Here is a 24,859-nt window from a genome sequence, read left to right as displayed (position 1 = left end):
TTCCGATCCAGCACGCATGACCGTTCAGGCGGTCAGCCCGGGCTCTCGTTCGTGCGAAGAGGCAATGGCGACCCTCTCGACGTGGAACGGCGTGCCGAGTCCGGGCGGTACGACCACGCAGCCCACAGAAGCCTGCCGCGGAGGTATCGCATGTCTGAGACTCGCAGGCTGAGCAATCTCAAAGTCTTCCTCGGCCTATGCAGCGAGCTCGCGATCCTTGGCGCGCTCTGGACGACAACAGTCGCCATCAGACACACCGAGTCGACACGGGACTACATCGCGCAACTCGAACAGGAGAACGGCCAGTTACGGACGGAGCTCGGAACCACGTCAAGCGAACTCGTCAGCGCCAAGGCAGATCTCAATACGGCAAACGCAGAGGCCGAGCGCCTTCGGGGACAACTCGTCGCACCCGAGTGCGAGACCGCTAACCCTCGCTGGTGCACAACGGTCCATCCCGGTTCGTGACCTCCCTTCCGCCCAACGGCGTCGCCGTCACGCGGTACGCGATGCCTGACTCGGAGTCGACGGCGTCACTCGAGGGTCTTCGCCTTGGGGTGGAACACCAACTGACTGGCCGCGTCTCTCGCCCCTTCACCCGCTGGCCCCTGCGAGCAGTTTCACGGTGGCGATACCGCTCGGGACACATGCTAGGGAACTGGCGCACTTGGATCCCGCGGGTCAGCGGCGGAAGTCGCAGATCGGTACTGTCGTCGATCTCTGGAGCTCGGGAGTCCACCATCCACTGGACTCGCCGGACTCGGGCGTACCTATCCACAGTCATCGCACACTCCCGTCGCTGGCAGCTGCGTGTAGCACCTCGGACACGTCACCGACGCCATTGGAGTGCGTGCACGCCGGGACGTCGACCGGCCCCCATACCCGTCGGGAAATGGGACGGTTTCGACCGGCGAGCCGCTGTGCGTCCAGTACGCGACGCGGATGACCAAGCCGAGTGACGCCTTGTTCACGATGGCGAAACGGACGAACCCCACTGCAATTGGGGTGTCCGTCTCCACCGGGTCCTGATACTTGCCGATCGCGACGTAGGACCCGGAAGGCGGCCTCCAGTGCCGCAAGTATCCGTCCCTGCTCTCATAGCCGACATCGTGGAGGTGGTTTGCGATTCGATCAACGATCCAGGACCGCAACCCGGCATCGTGGATCCCGAACACCTTGAGGTGGTCGTCGAACCGGCCTGGGTCCTCGGCGTAGCGTGCCGGCGCGTCTGCCACAGCTGCGCGCATCGCCTCGTCGGTCACGGCAGTCGCTCCAACGCGTCCCGGAACCGGTCTGTCAGGTCGACGGCGCCCGGCAGGTCGGTCAGCGGTCGGCGTGCGCTGATGCGCCACCCGTTCACGTGCGAGCTGTAGGACGCGATCGCCTCCAGCTCACCGGCGGGCACCTCTACAGCGGACACGACGTCGTACGTCGCGCCGTCGAGCCGCACGAACACGCACACGTCGAAGTCGAACGACCGCAGGAACGAGAAGTTGCCCGCCCTGCCTTCGCCCTGCACCCGGCACTTCACCTGCACGGTCCGGCCGGCGGCGTCGCGGACGTCCCACGACCTCTCCGACGGCGGCGCGAGCATTCCGCCGTACACCACCGCGGCGAGGTGCTCCGCGAGGTCGCCGGCCGGGGCGTTGCGTGACCGCAGCACGCCGCGCTCGACGAGCTCGCTCAGCAGCGACCCGTACAGGCCGAGCAGCTCGCGCGACGAGGCCGCCCGCACGAGCCCCGCGACGTCAAGGTCACTCACCGTCGGCGACCGGTCGCTGACCGCGCACGGCGTGCCACCACAGCGCGACGTCGAGCAGGCGCAGCGGCTCGTCGTCGAACACGCACACCATGCCCTTCGACGCGGCCGCCGACCGGGCGCGATCCAGCGCCGCGCGCGTAGCCTCGATCACTGCTGGGTCCGCGACCAGTGCGCGAGTCGCCTGGATCTCCAGGCGTCCATCCTTGTGCCGTTCGAGCCCGAGCAGTCGTCGTACCTCGTTGTCCCGAACCGGGAGCAGACGGGGCCGCTTGCGCGCCGCGACCTTCGCCGCCGTCACCCACGGGTCCGACCTCTTCGCCCTCGGGTTCGCCAACGCCGCCTTCACCGCGACGTAGAACCCCCACGCCACCTCGAGGTCTTGCGGCCCCGCGGTGCCGAGTGGCACATCGGTCGGCACCGCGTGCAGGGCCGCCAGCACGCGGTCGCGGTGTACGCCGTCGTCGAGCAGCCGCCGAGCCGCCGGCGGAGGCACGTCCACGCTGAGCAGGGTGACCGCGAACAGGTCGCCCGCCGTGATGTCCCCGGGGACGTTGCCAGACGCGGACGCGAAGGTCGCACCCGCGTACCCGCCCGCCACGTCGTAGTACGCCTCGAACGGGACCGCCGCCAAAGCGGCGAGCGTCGTGGCGCGCGCTGCGCCCAGGATGTCGTCGGGGAGGGTGGGCCAGTCGGCAGGCACAGACAGCGTCATGGGCGCACCGTAGCCGCGGACGCTGACACCAGCAGCCCCGGGAGCAGTCGTCGCTGTCCGGGTCGTCGCGCGACTTCACCCGGTATGCGGGTCGTGGAGCACACTCGCCGCAAGGAAGACTGACGTCGTGAAGCCAACCGCGGTGCTCATCGCCGCCACGATCGTCCTCGCCACCGCATCCGCCTGCGCCAGCAACGGCACGGACGAAGCGCGCGAAGGATGCGAAGCGTTCGACTGGGCCGTCGAACCCAGCAGCGACGACCCCATCGCCAGCTTCCAAGCGATGCAGGACGCCCTCGACAACGAGGTGATCCCCCCGTTCGCATCTGCCGCGAAGAGGAACGACGAGTACACGGATCTGCTCAACTCGGCAGGCGACCTCAACCGCCTGACCTCACAGCTCAAGGACCACCTTGAGAGCGGCGAGGTGGATGGCGGTTCCGTGGAAGACCTCGCGGACGACATGTGGGAGAAGGTCGGCGCCATCGACAACCGGTGCCAGGTCATCCTCGCTGACTGAGTCGAATCACGCCGTCGTGATTCGTCGAGCAGCATCGAACGCTGCACGTGACCGGTGAGCCGGCCGAGCCCCAGACCCGGGAGACGCCGACCCGCGCTGCCCGCGATCACCCACGCGCGGCGGTGGCCTCAGGCCTTGCTCGCGGCGAGCCTGATCGCGTCCGCGAGGTCGGCGTACGGGGTCGGCCCGCCGGTCTGCTCCTGCACCCACGCCAGCGACATCGCGGCGCCGGCACGGTCAACCACGGTCTGTCGCGGCAGCACGTAGAACTCCCACTGGGCGACGTCGAGCACGTCGTACGCATCGTGCTCGCGTGCCGTGTGCACGCACAGCACGTACACGTCCGCGTTCCAGCCCTTCTCGCCCCGGAACGCACCCGTGCCGTGATCCCACGAGTCCGCAGCCTTGACCTGGAACGAGCCGAGCCGCACCTGCTTCTGGGCCCACGACTGCAGGTAGCCGCGGACCTTCACCTCGACGCGCACACCGTCCGGTGTCAGGACGTCGTACGCGTCCCACTCGACCCGGTTGCCCGTCGCGCCGACGGCGCGTGCCACCAGGAACTCCGCCAGGTAGCCGCGCACGTTGTTCATCCGCAGGTCGCTCATCGCGAACCGCCAGAAGTCGAGCACGCTCGCGTCCAGCCCTGCGAACCGCTCCGACCCGTCGAGCGGGACCGGGTCCGGCACGATCGTCATGTTGTCCACAGGTCTCATTCAAGCGCGCCGGTGCAACACGGCGGGTGGGTACGCTCCCCGCCATGGCGGACGGCATGGTGACTCCCGCCGACATCGGCCGCGAGGTCGGCACCTCCGCGTCAACGGTGCGGAGGTGGTTGCGCGCGAACGCTGAACGGCGCGGCGGACGATGGCTCATCGACGACGAGACTGCACGCCGCGTGCGTGCCTGCCTCACCACATCCGCCGCAGCGCGCATCCCTGTCACCCGTTCATGCCGGATCGACGAATGCGACCGTGTCGCCGTGGCGCGCGGCTGGTGCGCGATGCACTACGACCGCTGGTACCGCACGGGTCGCACGGAACTGAACCGCCCCGGGTTCAGTGCAGGCTCTCAAACGATGGAGGATGAGAGTCATGGCTGCTCCGAGGAAGTACCCGGACGAGCTTCGGGAGCGTGCGATCCGTTTGGTCTTGGAGGCCAAGGAGAGCGGGTCGGTCAAGGGCGCGTGCGGTCGGATCGGTGCCCAGCTGGGCATCCCGGCTGAGACGCTGCGGAACTGGGTGCGCGCGGCGGAGGTGGACGCCGGAACGCGCGGGGGAACCACGAGCACCGACGGCGCGCGGATCGCTGAGCTGGAGCGCGAGGTGTTCGAGCTGCGGCGCGCGAACGCGATCCTCAAGAGCGCGTCGGCTTTCTTCGCGGCGGAGCTCGACCGCCCACGAGGCAGGTAGTGGCGTTCATCGACGCCCGCCGTGAGGAGTTCGGGGTCGAGCCGATCTGCAGGGTCTTGCAGGTCGCCCCGCGCACCTACTACGCCGCGAAGACGCGCCCGCCCTCGGCGCGGGCGGTCCGTGACGCGGAGCTGAGCGAGGTGATCGCCGTTGAGCACCAGGCGAACTACTCCGTCTACGGGGCGCGGAAGATGTGGAAGCACCTGAACCGCCTCGGGCACCCGGTCGCCCGCTGCACCGTCGAGCGGCTGATGCGCGGCGCCGGCCTGCACGGCGCGGTCCGCGGTCGGACCAAGCGCACGACGATCCCGGGCAAGGACGGGGTCCGCGCCGGGGACCTGGTCAACCGGGAGTTCACCGCGACCGCCCCGAACCAGCTGTGGGTCGCGGACTTCACCTACGTCCGCACGTGGGCTGGTTTCAGCTACGTCGCGTTCGTCGTCGACGTCTACTCGCGCCGGATCGTGGGCTGGAAGGCCGACACCACGATGCGCGCGGACCTGGTGACCGACACGTTGAACATGGCCGCCTGGGCCCGCGGCCGCGCCGGCGTCACGAGTCTGGAAGGGCTGATCCACCACACCGACGCCGGGTCGCAGTACACCTCGATCGCGTTCACCGAACGCCTCGCCGTCCTGGGGATCCGCGCCTCGATCGGCACCGTCGGCGACGCCTACGACAACGCCCTCGCCGAGTCCACCATCGGGCTGTTCAAGACCGAGCTCATCGGCCGCCGTGGGCCCTGGCGCACCCTCGAGGACGTCGAGATCGCGACCCTGGAATGGGTCGACTGGTTCAACAACACCCGTCTGCACACCGAGCTCGGCGACATCCCACCCGCCGAGCACGAGGCCGCCTTCTACCGTCACAACCCGGGCGCTGAGACCCTCAGCGCACCACAACCGAGCCTGCACTGAACCCGGGGCGGTTCAAACCGTCGCCACGTGGCGCGCACCAGGCAGCCAAGACCCGCTGCCCCGCCGGGCATCCGTACGACGAGGAGAACACCGTGATCTTCTCCGACGGGCGGCGTCGCTGCCGCACCTGCCGCCGCGGACGCGGCACCATGAACCCATGACGCCCACCGAGCCCAAGCCCACCGACAAGCGCGACGTCACCGTGAAGAGCGTGCACCCCGTCGCGCTCGCCCACGCCATGCGCCTCGCCGGCGGTGACCGGTCCCGGCTGCGGTTCGAGGATGACGGGACCGTCACCGTCACCAACGAACCCCGTCTCGCCCGCCGGCCCGTCCGCTGAGCCGCGGCCCAGACCTACCCTGTGACCATGAGCAACCCGATCAGCTATCCCGGTCTCGTGTGGGTGAAGGACCCCGTCAACCCGACGACCGGCGAGCTCACGGGAGCACCACCACCCGCACGTCATCACGACGACTGCTCGCACTGGTACCGCGACGATCGTGGGCGATTCATCGGTGAACCGCCGTACCGGGCGAGCGAGGAGCAGATGCGCACGCTCCCCCACTGCGCGACCTGCGCCGAGGCCAGCACGGGCAGCAGACGCAGCCGCGACGAGCCGGTCCATGAGGCCACCGCGAAGTGCCCCGTCTGCCACCAGGTCCGGTCCCTGTCCGGCGCGTGCGGCTGCGACTGAGGACACCGCCGTACGCTCTGGCCATGCCGATCACCTGGAGCAGGCTCCACGAGCTGCTGGCCCTCACCGGTCCGCGCCCGCTCACCGTCGACGACATTGCCCGCGCGATCACCCTCGACCTCGACGAGGACGAGGCGCTCGACTTCAAGGCACAGCTGCGCACCGACGAGCACGCGAAGGCCGAGCTCGCCAAGGACGTCGCCGCGATGGCGAACAGCGGCGGAGGCCTCATCGTCTACGGCATCGGCGAGGACCCCGCCGACAAGCACCTCGTCGACGCGCCCATCCCCCTCGCGGCCGAGCCCGAGCAGCCGATCCATCAGCTGCTCGCCGCGCGCGTGCGCCCCCTGATCCGGCCGGTCGTCGAACCCATCCGTACCGCCGACGGTTCGGGCGGCTACCTGCTTGTCCAGGTGCCGGACTCCACCGACGCGCCGCACTTCTACGAGCACCACCCGGACCCGAAGAACCCGCCCGGCGCACCGATCCGGTACGGGTCGGGCACGCTCATGATGCGTGAGCGCGACATCGAGCGCGCGTACCGCGACCGGTTCGTCCGCCAGCAGGACGCTGCGACTGCGCTCGCCTCGCTCACCGACGACGTGACGGCGACCCTCGACTTCGACCAGCCGCTCAGCACGCACTGGCTCGTCGTCGCAGCGCGGCCGACGGGCTCGGTCCCGCTCGGCAGTCCCACCCCCGGCGTCGAGACGAGTCGTGACGTCCTGCTCCAGTCGCGCGCCGCGTCGATGCGCTTCCACCGGCCAGGTGACCGCGGCCCCGCCCTCGACCTGCTCGAGACCCTCAACCCCCGCCGCGGGCTGCGTCGCTGGACGGTGCGCGCCCACGCCGATCAGGACGCCGTGACCGTGACGAACCCCTACGCCGAGCTGCACCACGACGGCGGCGTCGTGCTGGCCTTCCCGGTCACCGCCCGCCGGCCCGAGAACGACACCGACCCGCGACCGGCCGTCCAGGCGCTGAAGGTAGAACGCGTCGCAGCAGCAGCCGTGGCAGTCACGCGCACCTGGCACTCCGCTCTCGCGGTCACGACCGGAGCCGTCCTGCGCGCCTCCGTCATCAAGGCATACGGCGACGCCACCGCGTTCTACCTGTACGGGAACGCCAGCGACGACAGCTTCTACATCCCGGGCGTGCCGTCCTGGACCCACCCCGTCCGCGCCGTCACCCCCGTGCTCGTCGACCAACCCAGCGTCGACCCGAAAGCCCAGCACCACGCCGCCGTCGACCTCGCCCAAGGCGTCCTGCACCAGTTCGGCCATGCACGCCTCGAAGTCCTCGCACCCATCGGCGACGACTGACCGAGCGCGGCAGCGCGAGACGGTCCGGCGGTAGCCGAAGCCCGAGCCGACGACGGCCGACCAGCCAGGCCGAAAGGAGAGCTCGGGCTTCGGGCCTGGCGGCCCTTGCCCTCGTTCGGGTTGGTGGCGTTGCGTTGTTCGGGGCGTGGTGCTGGGAACCCCTGGCGGGGTTCGCGTGGTCGTTGCGGGGGTCGGGTCGTTGGTCGTCTCGGGGTTCGGGTCGTGTGTCGGGGCGGGTGACGGTTCGTGGTGCTGGGCCGCTGCGCGGGGCGGGTCGTTGTTCGTCGCGTCGCGGCGGTGTGTTCTGCTCTCCTGCTGCGCAGGCGGTCACGCTTCGCGTGTCGCTTCGCGGGTCTCGGTGGGCTCGCGTTCCTCCGGGTGGGTGTTCCGGGGCGGGGCCGCATGGGTGGGGCTGTTTCGGCCGCGTGGCGGGTGGGGTGTTCGTTCCGGGTCGGGGCCGTCAACACTCCGGTTGAAGGCAGCACGGCAAGGGTCCGGTTCGGGCGACGGCACGCGGATCTCGTCACGCATCACGCCACGACGAACGACACGTCGCACTCCGTGGCTCGGACTGGGCCCCGGACTGCAGCACAGGTCGACCGCAGCCACCATGGGTGAGCGCCCGCAGGGCGCCACCACCCAGCCACAACCCGGGAAGGTCGCGCAGCGACCGACCCGGCAGCCAAGGGCGGGGTTCGCGGTGCGGCAACGGGGCGACGAGGCGAGCTCTGCGAGCAGCGTCATGACGCGCGAAGCGCGGCACCGCGACGGCCCCCAGGGCCGGAGCAGCCCGCCGCAGGCGCACCCCCACCACGACGCGAGCCACGCGAAGACCAACTGGGGGTGGCGAGGGGCGGGCGGCGATGTCCGTTCTGCGGGGAATGCGGGTCGTGTCGGTGTCGTCCCGTGCAGCGTCGCGGCCCGCATTTCCCGCTGCCGGAGCGGCGTCGCGTCTCGTGTGCCTGATGTAGGGCATGGGAAACTCGAGCAGCACCTCCGTGTGGCGTCTCCTCCCGGCCGGCGGGTCGGGGATGGACCCTCAGTCGGTACAGGCAAGGGCCGCGACGTTCATGTCGACCGCACTGTCAGCGGCCCGTTCGATGACGCTGATCGTGGCGCGCACCGAGACGGAGCAGGCATCGTTCCTGGTCATGGACTCGCGCACCGCGTCGCGGTCTGTCGCCGACCATCTCGCGAACGCGACCGGCGCCCGCGCGGTGCCGTCCGAGCTGCCCGACCTCGTCGGTGACGGCGTCGTCACGGCGACCGTGTCGCTGCGCGGGGACGGCGGGTCAGGGCGCGAGACCCAGGCCGGGCTGGACCCCAACGAGGCGTCCCGGCTGCTGGCCCAGTCGATGCGCCCGGGCCAGTGGGTCGCCGTCACCGTGCGGGCCGCCCGCCAGGTGGAGTCCCGCCGGTACGCGCGCTGGCTGGACCCACGGGTGCCGACCGGGACGCACCACTCGACGCTCGCGTCCGCGGTGGTCATGAGCATGCACGTCGGCGCCGCGACGGGAACCGAGGCACGCACCCTCGGGTCGCAGGTCACGGCCGCGCTGCCTGGGTTCGACCTCGACACGCACGTGCGGGTCGCGCACCCCCGGCTGTCACGGTTCGCCGTCCTCGGCGCGGGCCTCGCCGCGTGGGCGGGCCTGGTGTTCGGTGCCCAGATGCCCGGTCTGGGTGTCCTCGCGGCGCTGACCGGGTGCACCCTCGCGACCCTCATGTACCTCGCCGGCGGCGGCGCGGTGCGCCGGTCCCTGACGAGCGGCCGCTTCCCCACCCCACCCGCCCTGTCGATGCTGGCACCGTGGCGTGGACCCCGCCCAGCGGGCACCGGGCCCGACGGACAGCCGCGACCGGAACGCGTCGCGGACTACCCGATGCCGCGCGACACCTTCCGGGTCGGACCGCACCTGCCCGTGCAGCTCGTGGCCCCGGCCATCGGTGCGCTGTCCGGGCAGGCCGAGACCAACGCCCGCCCCGTGCCCGGGCCGATGCGGGAGCCGGTCGGGGTCCTGATCGGCCACGGCCAGGGCGACGCCCCGGTGCACATCGCGACGACCGACCGACCCGGCGGCGTGATGCTCGTCGGGCGCAAGGGGTCGGGCAAGACAGAGCTCGTCAACGCGGTCTTCGCCTACGACGCGATCGACCGGCTGCACGGTCCTCTCGCAGCGGGGTCGGTCGGCCCGAACGCCTCACAGATCGCGTTCGAGAACAAGGGCGAGGGCGCGCGCAAGTACCTCGAGTGGGCGCACGCCCTCGGTGATCGGTCCGTCCTGGTCGACGCCGCCGACCCGGGGTCCTACGCCGTCGACATCTTCGCCACCGGGGGCACCTGGACACAGCGCGGGGAGTTCTTCGCCAACGCCCTCAAGTACGTCCTGGCCGACGGCGCGATCGGCCCGAGCTCGTTCATGGCGCTCGGGTCGTTCGGTGCCGCGGCCCTGGCGCTGCTGGAGTCCGAGCGCGGCCGCGAGCTCCTCGACCGGTTCGAGCACACCACCCCCGAGACGTCGGTGATGGAGCTGGCCTACATCTTCGTCGGGGGTCGCGGGGACGACGTCGCGGTCTCGCTGGACGCGGAGATCACCGCCGAGGCCAATCGGCTCCGTCGAGCCGGCACACCCGACGCTGGGCTGGACGTCGCGTCCGCGCAGCTGCGCCCGTACTACGGGGGCAACCCGGTCTCGGCACGCCGGGAGGCCATCACGCCGCCGCGCAACAAGATCTACGCCCTGCTCGCCGTCGACCACTTCTGGTCTCCGCGCCGACCCAAGATCACGTGGACGCAGGTGCTGACCATGAACCGTTCGGTCGTGGTGAACACCGGCCCGCCCGTCGGCGGCGGGACGGACGCCCAGATGCTGGCCGAGGAGATCACCACGCAGCTGTCGGGGATGCTGATGTACTCGCTGCGCGACGCCATCATGCGGCACTGTTCCGGATGGCAGGCCGCGGGCCGGGCGGTGCACCTGTACGGCGACGAGCTCGCGCTGCTGGCCGGGACCTCGCCGGAGGTCATCACGTGGCTGCACGACCAGGGCCGCGCGTTCGGGGTGCGGACCCTGTGGGCGACGCAGCGACCCACGCAGCTGCACCCTCAGGTGCGGGAGTCCGCGATGGACTCCTCGACCGTCATCGCGTTCTCGCAGGCCAACACCGAGGCCGCGGCACCGATCGTCGCCGACCTCGGGGCCGACGGATCGACGTGGGCACCGCACGACCTGGTGAACCTGCCCGCGTTCAACGCCGCCGCGCGCTCGTCGGTGCGCGGCGCGCGACAGCAGGCGTTCACGTTCTCCGTCGACTACTTCGCTGTCGACCGGGAGGGCTTCGCAGCCCGGCAGGGCCTGACCGCCGAGGTCCGTCGTGAGCGCTGAGCACGCGTCGTTCGCTGAGGTTCCGTCCGCGCTGGGCGGCACCGGCCTCGGTGCGGCGGACCGCGTCGACCCGTACTGGGGCGGGATGTGGGCGTCGGGATCCGGGGCGTCGTGGACCACGCGAACCTCCGCACGCCAGATGGTCGACGCCGGGCTGGCTCATGGCGGAGGCCTGTGGGGTGCGGACCAGCAGGAGTCGCTGGACGCGATGCTCGCCCCGGCGAACGTCGAGCGGTCGTTGCGCGCGCTGGCGGTCGTCGACGCCTGGCGCACGGTGTCCGTCGAGCAGCTCGCCGCCCTCACCGGCGACCCCACCCTGCTCTCGGGCCGTTCCGTCACGCTCGCGCGCGCGTTCTGCGCGGGCCTGCTCGACGTCGGCAGGTACACCACGATGCTGCGCGCGACGGCTCACGGCTCGGCACGAGCCCGCGTGCTGCGCCCGTCCGCGACGAAGGTGTTCGACCGGGACGTCGCTCCACGGGTGACGTACTCGCAGTGGGTGCGTACGAGCGGTGGCCGTCCGTGGCGCGCAGGGTCGCAGTTCGACCGGCACAACCTGCTCACGAGCGAGCTCGCGCTGCGTGCTGCGGAGTGGTGCGAGGTCGGGACGGTCCTTGGTGAGAAGCACGCCCAGGTCGTCGACCTGACCTCTCACGGGGCGACCCCGGGCTCTGAGGAACACGGCAGTCCGGGCAAGGTCGCGGACGCGGTGCTCGTGCGTTCGGACGGGATGCGGATCGCGGTCGAGATGACGTCGCACACCTCGGCGTCGTTCGCTCGCAAGGTCGACGCGTGGGCGCGCGTCCTGTCCTCCACCCCCCTGTCCGACAGCGGGCTGGTCGTCATGTTCGTCGCCGCACCCCGGCCGGGCCGTCACACCCCCGGGCTGAACCTGGTCACCGAGATCCGCCAGGCGGTGGCCGAGGCCGTCAAAAGGCACCCCGGGCCGGTGTCGGACCCGGTGTCGGAGCGGATCGCCGTGATGGACTGGAGCGACTGGTTTCCCAGCCCGGGTCTGGTCGACTCGTCCTGGCTCTCGCTGGACGCCTACCGGCCGACCGGGGCGTGGGGCACGTCGTGGGAACGGGTCGGTCTGCTCGACGTCGTCGACGTCCCGTTCCGCCCCGCCGCGCACCACGACCCGGCGGCGATCCTCGAGAACGCGGACCTGCTCTGGTCGACGCCGTACTGGCTGCGCTCGCCCGAGCCCAGGGTGCACCTGTGGCCGCTCTCGCTGCAGGCGTCGGGGTCTCTCGACGTGCCGGTGCCGGCAGGCACCACGGCGTCACGTCCGACTGGTGCCGCGCGCGGGGCGGCCGGTCGCGCGGGCGTGCCGTCGCTACTGGTGTGAGGTGGCCCATCGAGACCGGACGGTCCCGCGCGCTCGTTTCGGGCGCGCCTTCGCCACTCCGTCGTGTGCCTGATCCATGGCGAGCGCGCAGGGCCGTCCGAGGCCCGCGCACCGGACGACAGGAGCGAACCGTGGCGAAGGCAGGAAACAACGAGAAGCGCGAGAAGGCGGACCAGGAGGTGCGCGACTTCATGCACTCCACCGCCGGTCGCAACCTCGCTGGGCTGGCCGTCATCGCGTTCTTCGCCGCGGTCGGCGTCTCCCTCGTCGTGGCACTGTTCCAGTGAGCACGGTCAAGGTCCCCGGCCTGGTCGTCGGCACCCCGGGCGGGACGATCCGCGACGACGCCGCCTGGGTGCGCAACGCGGGCGCCGCAGCTGCTGGGCGCGCCGGGGAGTCTCGGACTGCTGCGGTCCTGGACGCCGCCGCTGCCCGCCCGGGCGGGCCGAGCGTCCTGCACGACCTGCGGATCCCGCTCGCTGGGGTCCGCGCCAACATCGACCACGTCGTCGTGTCCGGGCGGACCGTGCACATCTACGACTCCAAGGTGTGGCGTCCCGGCCGGTACTGGACCCTCGCCGGGCGCACCCGCCGCGGCGCCGAGCGAGTTCCGCACGTCGACAAGTCGACCGGTCGGATGGCCGTCGACGCGCTGCGTGCCCTGCTCGGCCGCACCGGCATCAACGTGGACGTGCGACCCATGCGCCTGGTCGTGTGGCCGTCCCGAGCCGACGGCGTGGTGCGGTGCTCGCTCGTCCGCGCCGTCGGCGGTGTCCGCGCGCTGCGAGGGGAACGACTCGCCGGTCGGTTGCGCCGCCTCGACGCCGCCGACCCTCACGTGGTGCAGGCACTCGTCCGGCTGGTGAACACCCCCGCCCGCCGAGACCCGGTTTCGTCGCGGGCCGTCGACCCACAGGACGGCGAGGGGCCCGACGACACCTGGTCCATGGACTGAACGACCGCACACCAACGAAGGAGACGCACCGATGGCGGCCAAGAGCGCACCGCCCACACCGGCGTCGGCGGCCTGGGTGCTGCCGACCACCGTCCTGGCCGCAGGGGTGCTGGTCGCACTCGCCGCGGTGTGGTTCGGCTGGCCGGGCGGTATCGCGGCCGCCGTCGCGGCCACGTTCTCGGGCTGGCTCACCCAGCCGCCGACCTTCACGGGACCCAACGACTCCCAGCGGCGACCCACGGCGGCGAACGCCGTCGAGCAGACCGCGATGAACCGCTACCGCTTCTTCACCACGCTGCGCTGGCGGGCGCTGGTGCCGAACGGCGGGTGGCTGCCGTTCACGCTCGTCGACATCCGCCAGGCCGGCGCCCGGTGGTGGCGCAAGCCACCGGTCGCGATGTCGTGGGTCGTCGCGTTCTGCGTCGGGCTCATCGTGTCCGCGGTGCCGGCCGATCCGCGGGCCGAGGATCTGCGCTACCTGAGCGGCCTCTACGCGTTCGCGGTCCTCGCCCAGATCACCTCGTCGAAGCGCAGCACCGCGTCCCCGTCCTACCCTTCTCCCGGGGTGCGACTCACCGACCTGTTCTCGCGCCGAGGGGCCATCACGGCCACGGCCGCCGCCGCCGTCGCGACGGCATGCACGCTCGTCGTCGCCTGGTACACCCCGTCCGGATGGGGGGCGGCACGCGTGCTCATCATCGCCGCGACCCTCATCGGGGTCACCGCACTGGTGAGCGCATGGGCGCTGCGCGGCACCGCGCTGGGCCCATGGCGCGAGCTCGTCGCGACCGCCCAGCAGTGGACGCCGCGCTGGCAGCTGCTCAAGCGCGACCCCGCGCCCACCCTCACCGAGCACAGCACCCTCGGGTCGGCGTCCATCGACACGTTCACCTCACCCGCCACCACCCCCGCCAGCGACTTCTGGTCGCCCAAGTCGCGTGAGGCGCTGACGACCGCGTTCGGCGCCGGCACCGCGGTCGACGTGCTGCCCACCGCCAACACCGACTCGACCGGTCAGGAGATCAACGACCAGGTGCACCCGTGGCGGTTCCGTGTCATCGCCTGGCAGACAGGCGTCGACATCGACGTCAGCGACCCCGCCGTCGACCAGGCCGAGGTCCGGCTCCTGGTCGAGTGCGCGCTCGCCCGCGCGTGCGACGACGCGAAGCTGCCCCGCGTCATGCTCGCCTCCCTCGACGTCGTCTCTCCCGCCCCAGACCCGGACGACGAACCACCCCGCCTCGCGTACGCGGCCACCGTGACGTTCCCCGCCGGCGGCTCCTACGCCGACCTGCAGCAGATCCAGGGGGCGGTCGGGTCGCACCTGGGCTGCGACGTCCTCGTCGACCGTCGCGGCGGCACGCTCTACCTCGGCGACCTGGAGTCCGCAGCAGACGAGCACGTCGCGAAGCTCGAGCTCGTCATGCTCGAGTCGCACTGGACGTCCGTGTGGGCCGCGGCCATCAAGATGAACATGAAGCCGCCCGTCGTGCAGCCCTCGGTCGCGCGCAGCGCGCGCCTCAACGACGGCACCGAGGTGCACTACCGCCCGTTCGCCATCGGCAAGGGGCAGGACATGCGTGACTACCTCGGGTACGAGACCGGGCTCGCCACCGCATCCGCTTCCAGGTTCATGACGACGACTGGGTTCGCCTCCCGCGCCCCGGGCGCCCGACCCGGTGACCGCGACCTGCAGGGCGTGGTCCTGCTGCACTCCGACCGCCAGGTGCCGACGTCGCCGACCAACCTCGCACCGCCGCGCGACCTCGGACGTGGCGCGGACGACGCGCAGCGGTGGGTGCTGACCGGGATGGTGAACGCCGCGTTCGACGCCGCGAAGCTCTCGCGGCCCGAGGTCGTCGAGGTCGCGCCGCTCACGGGCGCTCGATCACGCGAGCACATCTGGCGGGTACGTCTGCGCCTCTACGGAGGCGTCACCACCCCGCAGGTGCGCTCCAAGATCCAGGCCATCGCCCAGACCTGGGGCGTCGCTTGGATCCGACTCGACGAGTCGGGACCGTCGGACACCGTCACCATCTTCGCCGGGGCCAAGCCGCAGACGGTGCGGCTGGCGAACCCAGACCAGGACGAGTTCATCGTCACCGACCTCGACTGGCGCCAGGCGTGGGTCGACGCGAAGGTGCAGAACTGGTCGACGGGCGCCGTCCCGCGCCTGATCGAGGCCGGACGCCTGGAGCACAACGACAAGGTGCAGGTGCTCGACTTCGAGCTGCCCAAGTCGGTGTCGGACACGCAGGCGCGAGCGAGCGTCGACAAGCTGCGCACCTCCACCGGGAACGCGTTCATCCTGTTCCGGCCGAGCGTTCGCGGGGCCGGGACCGTGCGCGTGCTGTGCGCCGCCGAGGACCCGCTGCCGTTCCCCGCCTTCCACGACTTCGACCTGATCGAGACCAGCGGCGGGGTACCGCTCGGCGACGGCGTCGACGGCGAACCGATCGTGTTCGACCCGAAGCGCGACGTGCACATCTTGATCGTCGGCGGGACAGGCACCGGCAAGTCGCTGTGCGTCCAGACCCTCGTGTACGGGGCGCTGAACCACGCGTGGGACCTGGTGGTCGGAGACCCGTCCAAGGGGGCCGCCGACTTCAAGTTCGTGGAGCCGTACGCGCGAGCGATCACGCGCGACGTCCCGCAGACCGCGGCCATGATGCGCGCGGTGTACGCCGAGGTGAAGCGCCGCAAGGACCTCAACTCCGAGCACGGCGTCGGTTCGTTCCGAGACCTCCCCGACGAGGTGCGCCCCCGTCCCATGATGGTCGTACTCGACGAGTTCACGTCGCTGGTCCTGCCCGAGTCCGTCTCGCGGCAGCCCTTGGACGACCCCGAGTTCGAGGCCGCGCGACTGGCGCAGATCGAGGAGAACAACGCCCGCGCCATCATCGGATCCCTCACGGGACGTCTGGCCCGCGAGTCCCGCTCCGCCGGTGTGATCCTCGTGCTCGCCACGCAGCGCCTGACCGCCACGATCCTCGACAAGGTTCCCGGCAGCAACGACCTCAAGGTGAACCTCTCACGCATGCTGCTCGGCAACTCGACGTACGGGGACAAGCAGGCTGCGTTGCGCAACCCTGACGAGGTCCCGCCCCTGGGCGACGTCGTGCCGCAGGGTCGCGGGCTCTGGGAGCCGATGTCGGGCAAGCCGCAGATCGTGCAGACGTGGTTCACCCGCGGGGAGCAGGCGGCGCTCGGTGCCGAGCTCGCGAAGCGACGTGAGCCGCTGACGGGGGCCGAGCGCTGGGACCTGTCCGCGTACACGCCCAAGGCGTCGGCCGCGGTCGGCGTCGTCGACGAACCCGAAGTCGAGGAAGAGGTCATCGAGATCGCGCTCGACCTGTCGTCCGACGTCCTGGACCTCTCGCTCGCCGACCTCGCCGAGGAGACACCTGCACCGGCACCTGTCCAGGCTCTTGAGCCGCCGGCCGCCGGCACGAGCACGCTCCTGGTCGTCGACGTCGACGGCGTCGTCGCACCGGCCGCCCGGCCCGACCTGCCGACCTTCCACGTGCCCGACCTCGGCGAGGTGTCCTACGACCCGCAGGTGCTGACCGAGCTCGCATCCGCCGGCGTGGAGATGGTGTGGCTCACCGACCACCAGGAGCGTGCGGCCGAGGCGTGGAACCCGCTGCTCGGCGTCGACGTGTCGTGGGCGAGGAACGACGGCGCCGGCCACGGGTGGTGGAAGCTCGACGCTCTCGCCCAGCTGGTCGCCGAGCGCCCGCACGTGCGCCGCGTCGTGTGGCTGGACGATCACGCCCACGAGCAGATGCCGATCGAGATCACCCACGCGGAGTACGCGGCGGACCTGCTCACCGGCGTCGAGCTCGTCGCTCCGGTCGTCGACCCGGATGCCGGGCTCGCACCGGGAGACGTCACGCGCGCGCTGTCCGGCCTCGTGCCGACCATGTCGTCCGGCCCGCCAGCTCCGGCGCCCGCATCCGACGGCACCGGTTCCGTAGCCGACGGCGCCGACTCCTGGGACATGGGCAGCGCCGGCGCGCGTGCCCTGGTGGTGCATCCCCGCCCTGCAGTCCACACGCCCGACCCGGACGACTGGGACATGGGCTGAGATTTCGTCCGAGACGATCAACGTCAAGTTCAACGTCGAGGACTGGACCGGTGGCTGGACCTGGCAGAGCCGACCACCGGAGGGGGCCGACACGGCGGCCCTGTCCTATCGGCGGTGTATGGACGCCGAAGCTCTCGACCCGTACCTCGTTCAGGCACGTCGTCATGCGCAAGACGAGGTGACGTGGCAGCTGCAGTTCAACTTCGATCGCCCGGACCCGTTCCTGCGCATCTGCACGCCGGTCATGCTGCGCGAGGTCCGCTACGCGGTCGACCAGCGCCTCGGGGGCGCACCGAGGATCGACCCGCTCGACGTGATCTACGCCGGCCGGGTTACCACGGCGTACATCGTCGCGTTCTTCGACGCGCTGCGGGCCGCCAGGGCGGAGCTCGCCGCGTGATGGGAGGCCATCACGCGGCGAGCGGTGCCGCCGCGTGGGTTGCTGTCGTCTCCACCGCCCCGTACGCGCTCGGCCTGCACCCGACCTCCTCGCTCGGCGTCGCCGCGGGCGCCGTGGTCTGCGCCGGAGCAGCGCTGACACCCGACGCGGACCACGCGAGCGCGACCATCGCCCGCTCCCTGCCGCCCGTGTCACGGGTCGTGTGCTCGGGCATCGGCGCCGTCTCCGGCGGGCACCGGAACGGTACGCACTCGATCCTGGGCATCGCGGTGTTCACCGCGCTCGCCTACGTCGCCGGGCTGGTCACCGTCACCACCCCGCGGTTCGGCGAGATCGCCGCCGGCGCCGGTGTGCTGTCGCTGCTTCTTGTCGCGTTCGCCGCCAAGGCGCTCAAGCTCACGAGCGACAGAGCACTCGGTCCGTGGATCGTCGCGGCGTCCGTGTCGGCCTTCATCACGCTGGTCGCACCGACGGAGTGGAACTGGATGCCCCTGGCGGTCGGGCTCGGTGCCGCCGTCCACGTCGCAGGAGACATGCTCACCACCGTAGGGGTGCCGCTGCTGTGGCCGTGGGTGCCCAAGCCGCCACGGTGGTGGTCCGCGACCCCCGTGCTCACGCGCATCTGGCAGCGCAACGGGTACACGGGCCTGCCGATCCTGGGCAACGCCGGGTCGTGGCGCGAGTGGCTCCTCGTGGTGCCGATCAGCCTGTACGCCCTGTACGGGGTGCTCGACGCGCTGGCGTCCTCGATCGGGCTCGACCTCGACATCGTCACGGCAGCGCTGGCCCGGATCGTGGAGGGGCGTCCCGGGTGAGTGCGGGCATTCGATGAGTTCGATCGTGCAGGCTCTTGTGTGCTGCCCAGGATCGGGTCGTCGCTGTCGGAAACTCCGTCCTGAGTGGCGGGCATATGCGGCGGCGCTTGGACGCGACGCGCGGACGCAGGCAGGCCTGTCTTCGACGCGCGTCCGCTGCGCGCCTGGCGCTGGCGGCGCTCGGCAGCGGGCGGGCCGTACGATAACGGCGCGCACTGTCTCGGTCGTTCACGCAGGCGGCAGCCCCTTGGCGATCGGACGTCGGGGCGCGCGCGCCTGTTATCCACCGCATGGTGGGAGCGATTGAGGAGGACAACACCGTGGGCCAGGACACCCTGCCGATCCCTGGCGCTCGGATCTTGGTCGACGGAGAGCTGATCACGGTCGTGCTCGCGACGGCGACGCCTCATGGCGTGGACTTGGTTGTCCGCCGGCCGGACGGGGCGCTCGGCGACGTCGCTCTCACGAACGCGGAAGTCGCAGCCGCTCGGGTGCCGGTGAACGACGCTGGCGGCGACGGTGCGCGGGCCTTGGCCACGATGTGGTCGCGCTGGATGCAGCACGCGATGCCGCGAATCCGCTCCGCGGTCCTCGCGACCCGCCCGTTGCAGCCGTTCGCGCACCAGGACGAAGCCGTGTTCGCGCACATGCTCGGCCAGCCACGGCTGCGGTTCCTGCTCGCCGACGAGCCCGGCACAGGCAAGACGATCATGACCGGGATGTACCTGGCCGAAGGCACCCGCCGCGGCCTGATCCCCGGCCTGACGATCATCGTTGTTCCGGCGCACCTGGTGGAGAAGTGGCGCCGTGATCTGCGTCGGTACTTCGGCATCCAGGCTGAGCGCCTCACCCCGGAAATCGCGCGCGACCCTCGCGACCTGGACCCCCGAGTCGACGTGTGGGTCGTCAGCGTCGACCTGTACACGTACAACGTCGACGTGCGCCGCAAGGTCGCCGGCGACCGGGCGTCATGGTCTCTGACGGTCTTCGACGAGGCCCACCGGCTGACCCCGACGTCGCAGTACCTTGGCGCGGCGCGCGAGGTCGCCACCCGCACGCACCACTTGCTGCTGCTGACCGCGACGCCGCACCGCGGCAAGGAGCACTACTTCCGCGGCTTGATGAACCTCCTAGACGACACCTTGTACCCGTTCGACCCGCGGCAGTCCACGTACGAGTCGGCGCTGCGACCCGGGACGCTGTCGTTCCTGCGTCGCATGAAGGAAGACCTGCGCGATCTGCAGGGCAACCCGCTGTTTCCGCCGCGGTTCGCCGAAACCGTCACCGTCGACCTCACAGGTCCGGAGGTGGCCGCATACACCGCGGTGATGGACTACGTCGATGTCTTCTACGACGAGAACGCGACACTCGCGCGGTCCATCTACGGTAAGCGGGCGGCATCGTCACTTGCCGCGGCAGCCGCCACGATCGGGCGGCGCCACGAGGCGCTGCGTGGGCCGGCGTCCGCGCGCGGCAGCGTCGTCGTGCCGGACGAGTTCGCTGGGCTGGGCCGTGACGACTTCGAAGCTGTCGAGGACGACGACGCGTGGCAGCGCGCGGAGGAGTCGGTCATCGCTGCGCGCACGAAGAACAAAACCGAGGAGCTAGACCGCGTCGCCGCGGTCATCGAGACAATCCGCGCCGCACAGCGGGCCGGGGACTCCGCGAAGTGGGCGCAGACCGCCACGATCCTGTCCCGCCACGACATCCGCCCGGGGCACGGCCAGCTGCTGGTGTTCACGGAGTTCGCCGACACCGCGCGCTGGCTCGCGCGCGCATTCGTCGACGCCGGGTTCTCCGTCGACACCCTGGAGGGCGCTGTCGGGCACCACGACCGGGACCGGCTGCAGCAGCGATTCCTTGCAGGCGAGTTCCAGGTGCTGGTCTCGACCGACGCGGGCGGTGAGGGTATCGACCTGCAGTCCGCGCACGTGATGATCGACTGGGACATCCCCTGGTCGCTGGTCCGCCTCGAGCAGCGCATGGGTCGGCTGCACCGCATCGGACAAGAGAGCCCGGTGCACATCTACCACCTGGTCGCCCCCGCGACCCGCGAAGGCCGCGTCCAGGAGGTGATGCTGACGAACCTGGAGAGCGCCGGGGAGGCGCTCAGCGGGCGGATCTTCGACCTGCTGGACGCGACTGCAGCACGTGCCGGGTTCGACTACACCAAGGCCCTTCTAGCGGCCCAGGCCTCACCCGACGCGCCAGTACCGGCCATACCGGACGCTGACCGGCTGGTCGCGGCAGCCCGTGAGCTGGTGAGCGACGAGGACCGGCTGCGCACCCGCACCGACACCGACGCGGCGATGGCCCGGTTCCGCGACGACCGCCTGGAGGCCATCAACCCCGTCATCGTCGACGGATTCGTCGATACGCTTGCCCTCGCCCAGACGTGGACTTTGTCGACCGGCCCAGCCGCCCGGATCCGCTGGGTCCGCTCCGCGACGGCACCGCTGCCATCGGCGCTGGGCGGCAAGTTCGAGCGGCTGTTCGCCTCGGATGGCAAAGCGCTACGAGAGGCGATGAACGCCGGAGCGAGCGACCTCGAGGACGTCGTCGTGCTCGGCCCGACGGAGGAGCCGTTCGCGCAACTCGTCGACCTGGGCCTGCGGGGCGGGGAGGCGGACCTGGTGCGCGGCACCAACCTGACCGACGCCTCGTCCCTGACGGGGTACACGCTGCTGCTGTTCGATGCGGAGGTGGAAGCCCACGACGGGGTTCGCCGGTCGCGGCGCAAGACCCCGATTCTGATTCGCTACTCCGGTGCGGGCGCGTTCGAGGTGGCCTGGGAGTCACTGATGTCCCTCGTCCCCGTCGCCGCGGCGGCGAACGCGCAGGTTCCGCTGACCCCCGCTATGCGCCAGGATGCGCAGGACGCGGCCCACCGGGCTCTGACTGCGGAAGCGGCACGGCTTCGCAGCGAGCGTGGAGCGTGGGTGAGCAAGGCCCGCGAGCAGCTCGACCAGGTCGGGTACCGGTACTACGAGGAGATCGAGGATCTGCCGCTGGAAGTGCGCCGCACCCGGCTCCAGCAGTTCGACTCCCTCAAGGCCCAGCGCCTGGCGCAGCTCGAGCAGCTCGACGCGGTGACGTCGACAGCACCGCGCCTGATCGGGTGGGCGAACGTCGCAGGAGCGGCCCCTACCACCGATCTCGGGTACGACCCGGACAGCGAGAAGGTCGCCGTCTCGCTCGTGCTGGCCGAGCTCGAGAGGCTCGGGTTCGCGGTCGACGACCGGCAGACCGCAGGAGTCGGGTACGACCTGTTCGCCCGACACAAGTCCACCGGTGAGCAGCGGCTCGTCGAAGTCAAGGGTCTGACCGGCGACCTGCGCCCGGTGTGGCTGGAGCAGCACGAGTGGGCGCAGGCCCAGCAGCGCGGCGAGGACTACTGGCTGTATGTCGTGACCGGCTGCGGCGAGACTCCGATGATCACAGTCAGAGCCAAGGACCCCGCCGCTCAGCTCTCATCCGGGCCGCGGACCATCGAACGCTTCCAGATCAAGATCGGCGACCTCAGAATTCTGATGGGAACGGACCAGTGACCCCCGCACCGAGCACTCCCCCAGACGTCACGCGACGTCTCATCGACCGTTGGTTCCCGTGCGACGCCGTCGACGTCGCGGTCGGGACCCCCGCTGGCTCTGGCCGCTCCGAGAAAGCCCTGTTCACCTGGTTCGCGTCGCGACCCATCGCTCAGGCCCGCGCCGCCGTGCTCTGCACCCTGCTGCCCGACGACCCCGCCCTACAGGCCGACGTCGATGCTGCTGTTCGCGACGGCGACACGGCTGCGCTTGGCCGGCTGGGCGATCTCGTCAACGCTCAGTACCCGACGGGGCGCCCGGTCGTCTTGGATGTGTTCTCCGGGCGCGGGATCATCCCCCTCGAAGCAGCCCGCCTGGGTGTCGTCTCAGTCGGAACCGACCTCAGCCCCGTCGCTACGCTCGGCGGTCGGCTCCTCGCCGACTACGCGCTACGTGACTGGTCCGACGAACCAGCCATCCCGTTCGGTTCACCCACCGTCGCGGGCGAGAACACGACCCTGTTCAAGGACGCCGAGACCGCACCCCGCCTTCTCCGCGACGTCGAAGCCGTCTTGGCGGAGGTCGGAGCTCGAGTCCTCGACGCGGTGAAGGCGCTCTACCCGCTCGACGATTCCGGTCGCTTCCCATGGGCCTACCTCTGGGCCGTGACCATCCCCTGCGACCAGTGCCGCCGACGCTTCCCGCTCATCGGAACGACCACCCTTCGCCACCCGTACAAGCGGACTTCCGACCTCGGTCAGTCGTTCCAGCTCGTCGCGGACGGCGACCAGTGGCTCGTCGAGATCCAGGACGGTCCGAGCACTCAAGCGCCGACCTTCGCGGCCGCAGATGGGCGCATGGGCAAGAGCGCCCGCTGCCTGTTCTGTGCACACGTCCACACTCTTGAGGCGGTCAAGGCCAAGGGCTTCGCCAAGCAGTATGAGGACGCCATCATCGCGGTCGCCGACAGCCCGATCGGCAGCACCCGCAAGATCTGGCGGACGCCCCGCCCCGACGAGATCGACGCTGCCCGACAAGCGGATCTCAGCTCCTACGCCCGGTTCAACGATCACATCTCCGCCGTCCCCGACGAAGCGATCCCACCAGGGAACCAGGACACCATTCGAGCGAGCGGCTACGGGTACGGCACCTACGGCGAGCTGATGAACGCCCGTCAGACGACCGTGTTCGTTGAGACTGTCGCCGCCATCCGGTCCGTGCACTACGAGCTCCGGGATGCTGGCTGCACCCCCGACTACGCGGCGGCCCTCGCGGCGTACGCCGCCGCGATCCTTCCACGCAAGCTCAGGCGCGCCACGCGCGGCGCGAAGCTTCTCTCCCACGGCAACGCGGGGGGCTCCCAGCAGAACCGGGTCCAGGTCGGAGACGTCTTCTCCAACGAGAGCAAGCACTCGTTCAACTTTGACTACATAGAAGCGGGTCCCGCGGAGGGACCCGGAACGTGGGCGTCGGTGAGTGCCAGCGGTATCAACGCTCTGCGCAAGATCCTTGAGGAGTCACCCGGCGGCAGGCCGGGGCGCTTCCGCCAGGCGTCAGCGGTCGCGTTGCCGTTCCGGGACGGCACCGTCGATGCGGTGATCACCGACCCGCCGTATTACAACATGATCGACTACTCAGACACGTCGGACTTGTTCCATGTGTGGCTCAAACGAGCCCTGTTCGACGTGCTGCCGGACCTGTTCGACGTCGAGGGGCTGCAAGACAAGTCCGAAGAGATCATCGTCAAACGGGGCAACGCAGCAGGTGAGCACCGCACCCGCGACTACTACGAAGCGATGCTCGCGCGGGCGTTCGGCGAGGCGCGACGCGTCCTACGGCCCGACGGACACCTCGTCGTCGTATTCGGGCACTCCGACCCCGACGCTTGGTTACGTCTGCTCGGTGCGCTGCAGACGGCGGGCTTCGTCGTGACGAGCTCGTGGCCGTCGCGCACGGAGACCGCGCCGACCGGTGTCGCGAGCATCAAGGTGACCGTCACCATAGGGTGCCGCGTAGCCGCTGGCGAACGTCCAGTCGCGCTCGCCGCCCAGGTCGACCGGGAGGTCGCCAAGACGGTGAAGGCCGCGTGCCGCGACTGGGACCGGGACGGGCTGGCGCTCAGCGACCAGCTCATGGCGGCCCATGGTCCGGCGATGGAGGTCTTCGGGCGGTACAGCATCGTGCTGCTGCCCAACGGTGAGACCGCCACCCTCGAGCGGTACCTCGCGCTGGCCCGCACCGCCGTGCGGGACGCCGCCGCGCTGCGCCTCGACGAGCTCCCATTGGAGACGTTCGACGCACCCACCCGGTTCGCGGTCTTCTGGCAGCGGCTGAACGGGCGCGGGGACGTTCCCAAGGGCGAGGCGCGGTTCGCGGCGCAGTCGGACAACCTGCGCCTGGAGGAACTGCGCGGCACTCTGCTCACCGAGTCACGTGCCGGGTTCAAGCTCCGTCTCGACGAGCCGGAGTATGTCAGCCCGGGCTCGTCGACGTTCGAGGTGGCTCGGGCGATGGCCGGCGCGTGGAACAACGGCGGCACCGAAGCGGTCGCGCAGGTGATCGCCGCAGCCGACCGTGCACCGAACGACGAGCATCTGTGGGCCGTCGTCGCCGACATCAGCCGCCAGCTGCCGGCCGGCGACAAGGTCGCTCTCGCCCTCACGGCGGCGATCCGCAATGCCAACGCGATTGCCAACCTGGCGAGCCGCATCGAAGATGCCAACCGTGAGCTGACACTGCTCGACCTGCCGAAGGAGCCGACGAGATGAGCACCACGGTCCCGCACTGGGCCGACGTCCTGCAGGTGCGCCCCGAGGTCCGGTCCACCGACGGTGCCGTCGGTGAGCTGCAGATGTCGCTGCACAAGGTGGCGTACGGCTCGGTCGACGTCCCGTACCGCAAGGCGGCGTACTACTCCGAGATCACCCAGCCCACGCCGAGCCTCATCGGGTTCCTCGGCACCGTCGCGCGCCGACTCGGGTCACAGTCCGAGGCGCGCG

Annotated in this window: 19 protein-coding genes and 1 other annotated feature; of the genes, 15 read left to right on the top strand and 4 right to left on the bottom strand. The window is 70.7% G+C overall.

What is annotated here, in order from left to right:
• Nucleotides 1-150: 150 nt before the first annotated feature.
• A complete protein-coding gene (locus AC4H2G_RS11830; RefSeq protein ID WP_494365934.1) occupies nt 151-468 on the top strand; it encodes a hypothetical protein in 318 nt (105 codons plus the stop codon).
• A 302-nt stretch (nt 469-770) separates the two neighbouring features.
• Here the strand turns inward: AC4H2G_RS11830 and AC4H2G_RS11825 are convergent, their stop codons facing one another.
• Genes AC4H2G_RS11825 through AC4H2G_RS11815 form a run of 3 tightly spaced genes read right to left on the bottom strand, consistent with a single transcriptional unit; the run spans nt 771 to nt 2,474 of the window.
• The gene (locus AC4H2G_RS11825; RefSeq protein WP_494365933.1) at nt 771-1,262 is read right to left on the bottom strand and encodes a hypothetical protein; all 492 of its coding nucleotides are present in this window, start codon (nt 1,260-1,262) and stop codon (nt 771-773) included.
• Nucleotides 1,259-1,762: a hypothetical protein gene (locus tag AC4H2G_RS11820; protein WP_494365932.1), complete on the bottom strand. Its 504-nt coding sequence runs from the start codon at nt 1,760-1,762 to the stop codon at nt 1,259-1,261. Before AC4H2G_RS11820 ends, AC4H2G_RS11825 begins: the two co-directional genes overlap by 4 nt.
• Nucleotides 1,755-2,474 carry a DUF6308 family protein gene (locus AC4H2G_RS11815; protein ID WP_494365931.1) on the bottom strand — a complete coding sequence of 240 codons (720 nt, stop codon included), beginning with the start codon at nt 2,472-2,474 and terminating at the stop codon, nt 1,755-1,757. The genes AC4H2G_RS11820 and AC4H2G_RS11815 overlap by 8 nt, the downstream gene beginning before the upstream one ends.
• A gap of 127 nt (nt 2,475-2,601) precedes the next feature.
• On the opposite strand from AC4H2G_RS11815, the gene AC4H2G_RS11810 reads away from it, so the two are divergent.
• On the top strand, nt 2,602-2,994 hold the full coding sequence (locus tag AC4H2G_RS11810; RefSeq protein WP_494365930.1) for a hypothetical protein: 393 nt from the start codon (nt 2,602-2,604) through the stop codon (nt 2,992-2,994).
• A 128-nt stretch (nt 2,995-3,122) separates the two neighbouring features.
• On the opposite strand, the gene AC4H2G_RS11805 is transcribed toward AC4H2G_RS11810, so the two are convergent.
• Nucleotides 3,123-3,692, bottom strand: coding sequence for a hypothetical protein (locus AC4H2G_RS11805; RefSeq protein WP_494365929.1), 570 nt, complete (start codon nt 3,690-3,692; stop codon nt 3,123-3,125).
• Between the two features lie 396 nt (nt 3,693-4,088).
• Here AC4H2G_RS11805 and AC4H2G_RS11800 point away from each other — a divergent pair.
• From AC4H2G_RS11800 to AC4H2G_RS11740, 13 genes are all read left to right on the top strand, one after another.
• Nucleotides 4,089-5,323, top strand: a protein-coding gene (locus AC4H2G_RS11800) for an IS3 family transposase (RefSeq protein ID WP_494365928.1) whose coding sequence is annotated in 2 segments (ribosomal slippage) — nt 4,089-4,365 and nt 4,365-5,323 — 1,236 coding nt in all. Because the reading frame shifts where the segments join, the coding sequence is not laid out codon by codon here.
• Nucleotides 4,364-4,477: a sequence feature (AL1L pseudoknot), on the top strand. (Overlaps the previous gene by 114 nt.)
• A gap of 157 nt (nt 5,324-5,480) precedes the next feature.
• Nucleotides 5,481-5,663, top strand: a complete 183-nt coding sequence (locus AC4H2G_RS11795; protein WP_494365927.1) for a hypothetical protein — start codon at nt 5,481-5,483, stop codon at nt 5,661-5,663.
• A gap of 27 nt (nt 5,664-5,690) precedes the next feature.
• Complete coding sequence (locus AC4H2G_RS11790; protein ID WP_494365926.1) at nt 5,691-6,017, top strand: hypothetical protein; 327 nt, start codon at nt 5,691-5,693, stop codon at nt 6,015-6,017.
• A 23-nt stretch (nt 6,018-6,040) separates the two neighbouring features.
• Nucleotides 6,041-7,339, top strand: a complete 1,299-nt coding sequence (locus tag AC4H2G_RS11785) for an AlbA family DNA-binding domain-containing protein (protein WP_494365925.1) — start codon at nt 6,041-6,043, stop codon at nt 7,337-7,339.
• A gap of 1,100 nt (nt 7,340-8,439) precedes the next feature.
• Nucleotides 8,440-10,725, top strand: coding sequence for a hypothetical protein (locus tag AC4H2G_RS11780; protein ID WP_494365924.1), 2,286 nt, complete (start codon nt 8,440-8,442; stop codon nt 10,723-10,725).
• On the top strand, nt 10,715-12,076 hold the full coding sequence (locus AC4H2G_RS11775; protein ID WP_494365923.1) for a hypothetical protein: 1,362 nt from the start codon (nt 10,715-10,717) through the stop codon (nt 12,074-12,076). The genes AC4H2G_RS11780 and AC4H2G_RS11775 overlap by 11 nt, the downstream gene beginning before the upstream one ends.
• 131 nt (nt 12,077-12,207) lie before the next feature.
• On the top strand, nt 12,208-12,363 hold the full coding sequence (locus AC4H2G_RS11770; protein ID WP_494365922.1) for a hypothetical protein: 156 nt from the start codon (nt 12,208-12,210) through the stop codon (nt 12,361-12,363).
• A complete protein-coding gene (locus tag AC4H2G_RS11765) occupies nt 12,360-13,031 on the top strand; it encodes a nuclease-related domain-containing protein (protein ID WP_494365921.1) in 672 nt (223 codons plus the stop codon). The genes AC4H2G_RS11770 and AC4H2G_RS11765 overlap by 4 nt, the downstream gene beginning before the upstream one ends.
• Before the next feature lie 31 nt (nt 13,032-13,062).
• Nucleotides 13,063-17,118, top strand: a complete 4,056-nt coding sequence (locus tag AC4H2G_RS11760; RefSeq protein ID WP_494365920.1) for an FtsK/SpoIIIE domain-containing protein — start codon at nt 13,063-13,065, stop codon at nt 17,116-17,118.
• Between the two features lie 118 nt (nt 17,119-17,236).
• On the top strand, nt 17,237-17,518 hold the full coding sequence (locus AC4H2G_RS11755) for a hypothetical protein (RefSeq protein ID WP_494365919.1): 282 nt from the start codon (nt 17,237-17,239) through the stop codon (nt 17,516-17,518).
• Nucleotides 17,518-18,333, top strand: coding sequence for a metal-dependent hydrolase (locus AC4H2G_RS11750; protein WP_494365918.1), 816 nt, complete (start codon nt 17,518-17,520; stop codon nt 18,331-18,333). Before AC4H2G_RS11755 ends, AC4H2G_RS11750 begins: the two co-directional genes overlap by 1 nt.
• A gap of 320 nt (nt 18,334-18,653) precedes the next feature.
• A complete protein-coding gene (locus AC4H2G_RS11745; protein ID WP_494365917.1) occupies nt 18,654-21,881 on the top strand; it encodes a helicase-related protein in 3,228 nt (1,075 codons plus the stop codon).
• Nucleotides 21,878-24,628, top strand: a complete 2,751-nt coding sequence (locus tag AC4H2G_RS11740) for a hypothetical protein (RefSeq protein ID WP_494365916.1) — start codon at nt 21,878-21,880, stop codon at nt 24,626-24,628. The genes AC4H2G_RS11745 and AC4H2G_RS11740 overlap by 4 nt, the downstream gene beginning before the upstream one ends.
• Nucleotides 24,629-24,859 lie beyond the last annotated feature (231 nt).

Source organism: Cellulosimicrobium sp. BMG9.23, assembly GCF_059159985.1.
This window is presented reverse-complemented; position numbering and strand designations above follow the sequence as displayed.